General features: G+C 27.1%; 12 protein-coding genes. 11 read left to right on the forward strand and 1 reads right to left on the reverse strand.

Annotated features, from left to right (window positions below; translation table 11 throughout):
* Nucleotides 1-188: 188 nt before the first annotated feature.
* Nucleotides 189-920, reverse strand: a complete 732-nt coding sequence (locus EK368_RS02140; protein WP_129596091.1) for a hypothetical protein — start codon at nucleotides 918-920, stop codon at nucleotides 189-191.
* Nucleotides 921-1,167: 247 nt separating this feature from the next.
* On the opposite strand from EK368_RS02140, the gene EK368_RS02145 reads away from it, so the two are divergent.
* The 11 genes from EK368_RS02145 to EK368_RS02200 all read left to right on the forward strand — a co-directional run bounded on the left by EK368_RS02145 (nucleotide 1,168) and on the right by EK368_RS02200 (nucleotide 9,766).
* A complete protein-coding gene (locus EK368_RS02145) occupies nucleotides 1,168-1,692 on the forward strand; it encodes a ClbS/DfsB family four-helix bundle protein (RefSeq protein ID WP_129596092.1) in 525 nt (174 codons plus the stop codon).
* A gap of 103 nt (nucleotides 1,693-1,795) precedes the next feature.
* Entirely contained in the window at nucleotides 1,796-2,035 is a 240-nt protein-coding gene (locus EK368_RS02150; protein ID WP_129596093.1) for a hypothetical protein, read from the forward strand.
* A 92-nt stretch (nucleotides 2,036-2,127) separates the two neighbouring features.
* Nucleotides 2,128-2,580 (forward strand): GNAT family N-acetyltransferase, encoded by a 453-nt coding sequence (locus EK368_RS02155; protein ID WP_129596094.1) that lies wholly within the window; start codon nucleotides 2,128-2,130, stop codon nucleotides 2,578-2,580.
* 131 nt (nucleotides 2,581-2,711) lie between these two features.
* Nucleotides 2,712-2,936 carry a hypothetical protein gene (locus EK368_RS02160; RefSeq protein WP_129596095.1) on the forward strand — a complete coding sequence of 75 codons (225 nt, stop codon included), beginning with the start codon at nucleotides 2,712-2,714 and terminating at the stop codon, nucleotides 2,934-2,936.
* 454 nt (nucleotides 2,937-3,390) lie between these two features.
* Nucleotides 3,391-3,609 carry a hypothetical protein gene (locus EK368_RS02170; RefSeq protein WP_129596096.1) on the forward strand — a complete coding sequence of 73 codons (219 nt, stop codon included), beginning with the start codon at nucleotides 3,391-3,393 and terminating at the stop codon, nucleotides 3,607-3,609.
* Nucleotides 3,610-3,909: 300 nt separating this feature from the next.
* On the forward strand, nucleotides 3,910-4,284 hold the full coding sequence (locus EK368_RS02175; RefSeq protein WP_129596097.1) for a hypothetical protein: 375 nt from the start codon (nucleotides 3,910-3,912) through the stop codon (nucleotides 4,282-4,284).
* A 110-nt stretch (nucleotides 4,285-4,394) separates the two neighbouring features.
* The gene (locus EK368_RS02180; RefSeq protein ID WP_129596098.1) at nucleotides 4,395-5,300 is read left to right on the forward strand and encodes a copper amine oxidase N-terminal domain-containing protein; all 906 of its coding nucleotides are present in this window, start codon (nucleotides 4,395-4,397) and stop codon (nucleotides 5,298-5,300) included.
* Between the two features lie 193 nt (nucleotides 5,301-5,493).
* Nucleotides 5,494-6,270, forward strand: a complete 777-nt coding sequence (locus tag EK368_RS02185) for a ParA family protein (RefSeq protein WP_129596099.1) — start codon at nucleotides 5,494-5,496, stop codon at nucleotides 6,268-6,270.
* A complete protein-coding gene (locus EK368_RS02190) occupies nucleotides 6,260-6,511 on the forward strand; it encodes a hypothetical protein (protein ID WP_129596100.1) in 252 nt (83 codons plus the stop codon). Before EK368_RS02185 ends, EK368_RS02190 begins: the two co-directional genes overlap by 11 nt.
* Nucleotides 6,512-6,812: 301 nt before the next feature.
* On the forward strand, nucleotides 6,813-7,607 hold the full coding sequence (locus EK368_RS02195; protein ID WP_129596101.1) for a hypothetical protein: 795 nt from the start codon (nucleotides 6,813-6,815) through the stop codon (nucleotides 7,605-7,607).
* An 821-nt stretch (nucleotides 7,608-8,428) separates the two neighbouring features.
* Entirely contained in the window at nucleotides 8,429-9,766 is a 1,338-nt protein-coding gene (locus tag EK368_RS02200) for a Na+/H+ antiporter NhaC family protein (RefSeq protein WP_129596102.1), read from the forward strand.
* Nucleotides 9,767-9,980: the final 214 nt, after the last annotated feature.

A 9,980-nucleotide genomic window follows, 5' to 3' on the forward strand; every position in this document is an offset into this window, starting at 1 on the left:
ATGGCTATACGTTTTTCTTTCATTTTTATCACGAACCTTTCGGATGAACTTTATGTAATAAAGGTTAATAATTTTCTTTTAGAATACCATATATTTCTAGAAACAAAAATAACCTGGAATCACATTTGGAATCAAGGTATCTGTCCCTTTGATTCACCTTGGTTTACCGAAAGTTGTGAATATTTTTTCTATTTATTATAGTATACTATTATTCCAAAATTGAAATTTTCTCCTCTAGTTTTACACCACTTTGGGAAGGATATTTCACGTTTTTCCTTTATATATTCCTCCCATGCATCAATAAGTTTTTTATAATAATTATATCCATCACAAAGACTATCTTTAAGTGTTCCCGACTTTAGTTTTTTAATAGCATTATACGCATATTCTAAAGAAGCCCTAGCATTTTCTATGTTTCCAATAAACATTGTTTCAGACAAATGATGTGTTTGATAATCCACATTGTTCAATTTACCTTTCACTAGTTCAATAAGTGAAATCTCATCTGCTGGACATATTCTGATTGCTTCTTCATAGTAATCTAAATTATTACAAAAATATCCAAGCCAGCGATAAGGTGTGACATCACCTGTTTTCTTTTTAGTCCATTCTTTAAGTATTGTAATTAAAAATTGATGAAGCTGTTGAGGTATAAGTTGATGGACTTCTTTATTATAATAGCTTAAAAAAGCAAGTTCTTTTGCAATTTCCCTTTGTTCATCTATATTCTTAGATCGAGTTAATGATATAAAATCTTCAACAGCTTTATGTGCTTGTTTTCTTAAGCCTTTTTCCTTTAAAAGACAATACTTTGAAAAATCTTCATACCCATTTTGAATACTATATTTTTCACCAATTTCTTTTAGTCCTTTAAAATTATCTTCATTCCAATAATACATAATCTTACGCTCCGTTCTCATATAAATTCATCTCATTAATAATACCAATCAATCCTTTTTTCATTTCTAATGATCGTTGGGGATATTCATTTTCCTCCAGTTCTATTTACCTAATTTTATCATGTCCGAGTATTTATTGTCTAATTAAGTATAACTTATCCAGTAACTATTCCTAGTGCTCACAGACCAGTTACCTTGATTCTTTAGTTTTATAGAAGTATTATATATATAGTTATATAAAATTAGTAATTTGAAAGAAGGTAACAAATTGCAAAAATATCAAAATAGAGAAGAATTAATTTTAGAAATTCAAAAACGTGCAAAGTTATTCATCGAAGAATTTGGTGATATTGATGATAAAGAGAAAGATATATTCATTAGTGAAGTGGATAAAACACCTTCTCAAATGCTTGCTTATCAGTTGGGATGGATGAATTTGATTCTTAATTGGGAAAATCAAGAGCAACAAGGGCATGTTGTTGTAACACCAACACCAGATTACAAGTGGAATAATCTTGGTTCATTATATGAAAGTTTTTACAAACAATATGATGGATACACCTTAAAAGAATTATGTAATATGTTTACAAAAGTAGAACAGCAAATTATTGAATTGATTAATAGTTATACAGATGTGGAATTATTTCAACAAGGTGGGAGAAAATGGTCATCATCAACTCCAGCTAATTGGCCAATATGGAAATGGATTCACATTAATACTGTTGCACCGTTTAAGTCTTTCAGAACAAAAATAAGAAAGTGGAAAAAATTACAACAAAGAAAACTATTCTAAAAATATTAGGCTAGCAAAGAGAATGTTTCATGTTTATTCAAATATATGAACAAATAAGAAGTGTGTAATTGTAGAATATGGTGAAACAAAAAAGGAGTAAATTATGAAACTAATATGGAGAGTTTTAGTTCTTATACTTGTATTAATATACGAGAAGGTATGGAGACCTATGGTTTGTAAAAAAAAGATATATCATCATATAGAAAATATTGGTGGACAAGTAGGTAACATAGAAAAGTTAACTCCAAGAGATGAAGTTTATAGTGTTTACTATATCGTAAATGGACAATCGAAACATTCAAATGTGAAATTTAATCTGTTTTATAAAAGTACATGGAAATAGTTCTATATAATTTATAATCTTATTTACTTCCCAACATTCTTATTTTGCGTAATTGTAGAAAATTGAGACTTAAACTATAATAGGAGGTTTGTATGGAAATCAGAATTATAGAGAACGACAAAAAAGATTTTTTAGATTTATTGCTTTTAGCTGATGAACAAGAAAATATGATTGATAAGTATTTACATAGAGGAGAATTGTTTGCATTGTATGATGGAGGTCTAAAAAGTGTCTGTGTTGTAACAAAAGAAAAAGATGGTGAATACGAGCTGAAAAATTTAGCTACATATAAAAAATATCAAGGACGAGGTTACGGAAGTAGCTTGGTAAAGTATATATTTGAATACTATAAAGGAAAGTGCAAGACGATGTTTGTAGGTACTGGAGATAGTCCTTTGACAATTCCTTTTTATGAACATTGTGGATTTAAGATTTCTCATAAAGTAAAAAATTTTTTCATCATTAACTACGATAAACCTATTTTTGAAAATGGTGTTCAGCTTATTGATATGGTTTATTTAAGAAAAGACTTCTCAAATGTTTAAATATCTTGTTTGTAGCATTGTGAGAAGTTATAATTGAGGGACAGAAATTATGATATAATAAAACTAATAAATGGGTATTAGTAGCAGCACTAAAAGCTAATTCTATAGATAATAAAAGAATCATTCAAGATATGGCAGTTATATCGAATCATAGTAATTCTACGGATGCATGGAAACAATATAAAAGTTTACATTTAAGTGAGCCATCAAGGGAACTATATATCTTTCATACTTCAAATGAAGAAATTGAAGTAATTGAACAGAAATTCATTGGAGGACCAATTAATGAAAATCCGTATGGAGCAGGTTTGAATCAAAAGGACATGTACATTGATTCTTTGATTTTAAATTCTTGACTTCCTAAATTCTTAACTTCCAAAGAATTTTAATTCTTAAATTCTTTGGAAGTTTTTATTTGAACATTAATATAATTGGGGAATAGTTAAAAATCAAATAACTATAGAATTGATTACCATATAATGTTAAAATTAATTAACTATTCCTAGTGCCTATGATTGAATATATTTTATATGGAGTAATCATTTTTATAACTTATGTACTAATCAGGTTTACTAATCATGAAAGCAAAGAGAATGTTTTACGTTGATTCAAATATATGAACAAATAAGAATTGAATAATTATAGAAAACTGTGAAGTAAAGATCTCTGTACAGACCATATTGGATACTATGAAAAGTATGGATTTAAGTATATTGGTACAGGCTATCATCCCTGGGGAGATAGTTCTCGAGTATATGTTACAACCTTAGAATCATAGACCAGGGATACTGATTTGATGAGGTGACATTCATGAATAAAAAAGATAAAGATTATAAACAACAATGGGTTAAAGAACGAGTAGCTAGACGAAATCATTCTATAATCATGCTAGTGATAGTGGGATTAGGTACAATTTTGAAAGAATCAAAAGAATTAGGCACTATGTGGACAATAATATTATTAATTTTTCTAGTAATTGTCATATTAGTTATATTCAAAGTATATACCTCAAAGGAAGAAAACAAATAAGTATATCCTAGGATATACTTATTTAAAATTTTTAAAAGAAAAATATCTTAATTTTTATAAAATATTCATCTATAAGCGATTACTAAAGGAGAGATGGAATGAAATATAATATATTAGTGATTATAATTGGTTTTATTACTGGATTAGTTAGTAACAGAATAGTTAATGACTGGTACTCATCTCTAATTCCTATCATTGTAATTATGGGTATTTTAATATTTAGATACATATATCAGAAGTTAAAATAGAGTTGGAGTAGTATCTTGATTGAATACAATAATAGAAAAGGTGGCATTTATCATGTATAAGCAAATGAGTGAAAAAAAGCTTCATTCATATATAATATTTGTATTAGTGTTTAGCCTTTTGTTATCAGTATTTTCTTTTATTGAAATAAATAAAATTGTTAAATATTTTGTTAATAATCTTCAAGTGATAAAAATGATAATAAGAGATGAAGAAGCTAGGAATAATACAACAATTCATTTTAATGGAAATATAAATTTTTCTGAATGTAATATTTTAATACTAGATAGCAAAGATAAAATAATAGCCAATCTAAGCATAAATCACTATGTTTTTATAGCTTTACTTTTTAATATATTATTAATGATCTCTGCATTGATAATGTATTATAAATATACTATTCAATTAAAAAAACTCAAAAGGAAGTAAAGAATCTAAGATTAAGAGAATGAATAATCAGAGTACCTGTCCATGTTTAATAGGGATTTTCCGATATATGGTAAAATAAGCATTGTAAAATTTAAAAAAGGAGAGATATTGTGAAGAAAATCATCATTTGTATTTTTTTACTGCTTCAAATCACAATTGTTCATGCTACAAACTACCAGATTCCACATGCAGATCTTAGTTTGTATTGTGATCATGACATGGAGGAAGTTGGATATCAAGAATTAATGCCTATACAGGAGTATGTTTTTCAAAATGGAACAAAAATAAATGCTTCACCAGAAAATGCACAAACAATAATAATGATAAACGGTTTATACCAACCAGATATACAGACAATCAATCATAATAACATATTATTGGTTCCAGCAAAAACTATATGTGAAACATTAGGATTTCAGCTGAATTGGGTAGAAGAAAGCAATAATGTAATCATTAAAAATAACAATCATACAATTACTTTAAAAGTGAAGGATCATGTTGCAATTGTTAATAATGAAAAGCATACGTTACAATCAGCACCGATCCTCATGAACAACACAATCTACGTACCACTAAGATTTATCTGTGAAACAATGGGTCTAAAAGTTAAATATTATACACGAACTGAAATTGATTTGTTTACATGGAATCCTGTGGTGACTATTGATCAAGAGTTTAATGCTTCATATATTTCTGAGAAAGAAGCTTATGAATCTTTAAAAAGAAATTTAACATATGGTTATGATCATTTTGAAGATAATTATAAAACACTTCATCAACCAGAAAAGCATTTATTGACTAGTGCTTTAGAGATACTACGAAAAGATATAGAAAACTTAAGGTTGGTGCAAACCATTTCTAGATATTATGTATTTGAAGGCCTTCGTTATACAATATATGTAGATAAGTATACGGGTACTATTTATTTTAATGTGATAGGCATATCATTCTCACAAGTGAAAAAAGCAGACTTTAACGACCCTAGGTTATTTGAATACTCTTATATGGTGGATTAGTATTAATAAAAACGTATAGACCGTAGATATAACGGCTATACGTTTTTTAAAAATATGAAGGTTATTAGCGGTAAATACTTTAAAAAATCAAAAAAACATTATGAAAAATAAAGGAATTTTCATTCTTATATAGAAAAGAATTAAAGAATGCAAGAATTTAAGAAGTAAAGAATTTTGGAAGGAGTTAATTGTAATGAGTAAAATAATCTCTATTTTTAATCAAAAAGGAGGTATTGGGAAAAGTACAACAACCATTAATCTAGGGGCAGCACTTGTGAAACAAGGCAAAACTGTGTTGTTGGTAGATATGGATCCCCAAGCCAATACAACTGTAGGAGTAGGTATTGATGACGAAGAATTAGAATATACGGTATATGATCTTTTGATAGATAAAAAAGTGAAGAAGGAAAGTATTTTAGAAATTATACAAAAAACTCCTTATGAAGGATTAGAGGTCATTCCTTCTGACATAACCCTTAGTAATGCTGAGATTACTTTAAGTAATGCCATGAGTAGAGAAACCATATTAAATAGAATTTTAGGAGAAATAAAACAAAACTATGATTATATTTTAATTGATTGTCCACCTTCATTAGGATTATTGAGCATCAATGCATTAGTAGCAAGTGATGGGATTATTGTGCCTGTTGCTACAAGTTTTTTTAGTATGAAGGGAATCAAGCACTTGATAGATACAATTACTTTAGTTCAAGATAACTTAAAGCCAGAGCTGCAAATTATAGGTATTTTGATTAATATGTTTGATAAAAGAAAAAACATAGCCAAAGATCTTAAAGAACAACTTGAAGAAGTCTTTGGAGACAAAGTGTTTCATACAGCCATTCGAATCAATAGTCAAATCGAATATGCACAAGATAGCAAAACACCTATCATATATTTTGATGAAAAGTGCAATGGATATGAAGATTATATGAATTTGAGTCAGGAGGTATTAAAATATGAGTGGTAGTAAAGGAATTTTAGAAGGTTTGAATAAAACTTCCAAAGAATTTAAAAGTACAAATTCTTTGGAAGTTAAAAATTTGGAAAGTGAAGAACTGAAAGTGAAAAGAAGCTATACATTAAAACCAAGTACAGTGAAAAAATTACAAGAGTTAAAAGTATTTGTATATGATGATCCTAATATTACATTTAATGAAATTGTAGATGAAGCCATATGTTGTCTTTATGATTCTAAAAAAGAAAAGTAGATGAAAGCTCCTAAGAATTTAGGAGCTTTACTATTACTTGAAGAAATCAAAGTATCTGTCCCCTTTGACTCAAGATTTCAGAATAATGAGAAATGAAAATCATAAAAATATTTAAAAGGAAAATAACAAAAAATGTAGAATACAAATATAATATTAAAAAACCTTCTATTTTTTTATGAGAAAATTGAAGGTTTTTTAAATGAAAAATAAGGAGTTACTATTATTTACTTTATGAAATTGGATCTTATAGAAGATTGCAGTATGAATCAAATTTGATAAACAATAAGAGAGGAAGATATAGATGGATAAAAACAATATAGAAATGAATAAAATTGCAAAAGCAATTGAGTATATAGATAACGAAGCTATAAAACTAAGAGATCAAACGAAAGCAGTTAAAAATGAGCCTAAGAGTTTTGAATTTATAAACTCCAAAAAAAAAGAACTCTATAGTATAAAAGATAAAGTTTTAACACACTTATATAAACAAAACCTATTAATTACAAAAGGATATATAAAACAGGAAGTAGATAATCATAAAAATAAAATCTACGAATTAAGAATAATTGGTGATGAAACCAACACAAGCATACAAAGTATTTTTCCATATACATCTAATTTACAAGATAAAAACAAAGAAATAGGAAACATAGGTCTTATACCTTATAGAAATCTTGATGGAGATCTTACACTAGATGAAGCACTAACAATAGCAGAAGAATATTTAAAATCCAATTCTAAACCGAAAAAGAAAGAGTTTTTTACAAATAATTATACTATCAAAGAAACAAAGCTAGTTGAGCTATCTAAGATAAAAATCGTAAAAGATATACATAATCAGAATAATATAAATAAAGAAAAATACAAGCTAAAAAAAGATGATCTAGAGGAACTTATTTCTAATCATAAAGGAGTATACCCAAAGGCTAGAGCTATTTTGGTCTTAAAGAGAAAAGATCCAGAGGATAAAAGACGTGTCATATATCACCTAGAAGATGGACTTATAAGATACTTGATTTCTAAAGAAATTGGTCTTGAGAAAATATATGTCAATGTAATAGATGAATCTAAAATGGAATATCAATCAAAAGAATAGGTATTTATTTACATCAATCATATTTGTTAGGGAGGAACTACTGATGAAGTTTTATTAATGATCTCTGTATTGATAATGTATTATAAATATATTGTCCAATTTAAAAAATTGATAAAATAAATAAGGAAAAGAAAATAAAGTATCCTGCCCTTTGATTCTCATGTTTCTGTGATTCTTTAAACTTTTGTAAATATGTTGAATAAATGATCTTGATTATGGTATATTATAGATAAGTAAAGAACACTTATCGGGACAATAAGGTTCAAAAAAAGCAACTAGAAAAGCAGGTGTGGCTGCACCTGCTTTTCTAGTACTTATTTTACTGCATTGATTAGAGCTGCTATAGCTGTGATTAAAGCTGCTAATGATGTAATTATCGTTGCTATGTACTCTAATTTTTCTTTTGTTATACGGGACAATAGGGTTCACCTCCTTTCACAGAGGATAAAATTATTATAGCATATATTGAGGTTTTCCTTAGAATATAAAAATAGTATACAAAAATTATCCGAATCAAAGGGCGAATCAAAGCGACAGGGACCTTGATTCTATCGAAATCATTCTATAAAAATGATGAAAATATTTAAAAGGAAAATGAAAGAAAAAGTAGAATACAAGTATAATATAAAAAAACCTCTATTTTTATGAAAAAATTGGAGGTTTTTTAAATGAAAAATGATGAATTATTTATATTTGCTTCATTGAAGATAGATTTTTATATATTACCTATAGAGGATTGGAATATTACACAAATTTAATAAAACAATAGAAAAGGAAGATACAATTTTGAGATATTCATTTTAATAAAAGAGGTGGATCTTGTGAATGTAGTCATTAGCATTTTTGTTGTATTTTTTACACTAATTTTTTCAGTTTACAAAGGTATATTTGTAGGTTATCCATTACTATTAGGATTTTTCGTGTTTGTCTATATTTCATTAAGAAAAGGATTTTTATTAAAAGATATTATAAAAATGTCTATAAGTGGCATAAAAAAAGCTTTCATTGTTTTAAAAATATTTATCTTAATAGGTGCAATTACTGGTGTTTGGATGGCTTCAGGAACAGTTCCAGCAATAATATATTATGGAATTTTACATATGAATCCACATTTTTTCATTTTGTATACGTTTTTAATAAGTTGTATGGTATCTTTTCTTTTAGGTACCTCCTTCGGAACAATAAGTACTGTAGGTCTAGCCTTAATGTTAATAGCTAAAACTGGAAATATTAATGTGAATTTAGCTGCAGGTGCTATTATGTCTGGTACATATTTTGGTGATCGATGTTCTCCTATGTCTTCTAGTGCAAATTTAGTTGCAAATTTAACACAAACCGATCTTTATATAAATATAAAAAATATGTTTAAAACATCTATTATTCCTTTTATTTTATCTGTTATTATATATTTTATTCTTTCACTAAAGGCACCATTACATATTATTGATAGTAAAATGCATAATGAAATCATAAATGTCTTTCAAATTAACTGGATTGTTTTATTACCAGCAATTATTATTTTAGTTTTTGCTCTATTTAAAATAGATGTTAAAATATCTATGCTTGTTAGTATTGCAGTAGCTTCTATAATTGCTATATTTATTCAATACTATAAGCCGATAGAAGTTTTAAATTTTATATTTTTAGGTTTTCATTTAGATAAAAGCTCTTCCTTACAAAATATATTAAAAGGTGGAGGAATCCTATCAATGCTTAAATCTTTTGTAGTTGTTTTTATATCTTGTTCTTTAGCTGGTATATTTGATGGAACAAATATGCTAAGTAATATTGAAAATATTTTAATGAAAGCAAAAACACGTTATGATCTACTTGTTTATACAACGATCACTAGTATTATTACTGCAGCGTTTGGATGTAACCAATCTATTTCTACTGTTTTAACCAATCAGCTTATGAAAAAAAGCTATTTAGATAAAAACATTGATAAATATCAATTTGCTATAGACTTAGAAAATACAGGAATTGTATTATCTCCTCTTATCCCATGGAATATAGCTGTTTTAGTTCCAGCTACCATCATGGGAGTAGATAGTATAGGATTTATTCCTTATTCTTTTTATCTATATCTTATCCCAATAATTAATATTGTTTTGTTAAAATATAATAACAAGTACGCTTTTTCAGATGCATCTTCTTGATCAATCCCGTCAAATTCCTAAAGTCTTTTTTGAGGAAATTTGATTACATTTTTACCATGTTTTTGAATTTGATTTTCAATTTTCAAATTTGGTTAATTGGGTTAGAAATTATAAGGGGTGATTAAATGAGTATAAGTCAAATATTAATTAGAACAGGATTAATCATTATATTTGTATTATTATCTACTTTTTTCATAAAAAAAATAGGCAATTG

The organism is Anaerophilus nitritigenes (assembly GCF_004138215.1).
GTDB classification, from domain to species: Bacteria; Bacillota; Clostridia; order Peptostreptococcales; family Thermotaleaceae; genus Anaerophilus; species Anaerophilus nitritogenes.